This window comes from Xenorhabdus bovienii (genome assembly GCF_024721015.1).
Lineage (GTDB): Bacteria > Pseudomonadota > Gammaproteobacteria > Enterobacterales > Enterobacteriaceae > Xenorhabdus > Xenorhabdus bovienii.
Window position 1 is genome coordinate 1 of record NZ_JANAIF010000351.1, and the last position, 376, is coordinate 376.

Here is a 376-nt window from a genome sequence, read left to right on the forward strand (position 1 = left end):
AACGCTGGCCGTCTTTCGGCGTGTAGGCTTCATCAGCCCAGTTGCTATTCAGTACCGCGATTTTGTCTTTACCCATCAGGCGGGTTGGGTGATATTTTGACGGCGTGGTGATCGTAATAAACATGCCGATATCACCCCGGGCAGTGGCGACCCGTTCAATCCCGGCAATCTGTGCCATCAGTTCCATCCGGCGAATTTCAGGATTGGAAATGCTTTGCATGACCTTTTCAACGAGATCAAAACGCTCTCCGGTCTCCACGTCTTCAATATCCATCGCCTGAAGGTATTGCATATTGGACAGGCGCTGTGACTTCACATCCTGTATGGCCTGACGGCTGGCATACGGGGAGCGGTTTTTATTGACCGCCATTGCGGC

At 52.4% G+C, this 376-nt stretch carries 1 protein-coding gene; it reads right to left on the minus strand.

Going from position 1 to position 376, the window contains the following annotated elements:
• Window positions 1-376: replication endonuclease (locus NXS07_RS20940; protein ID WP_258087626.1), on the minus strand; the 376-nt coding region annotated here is incomplete at both ends.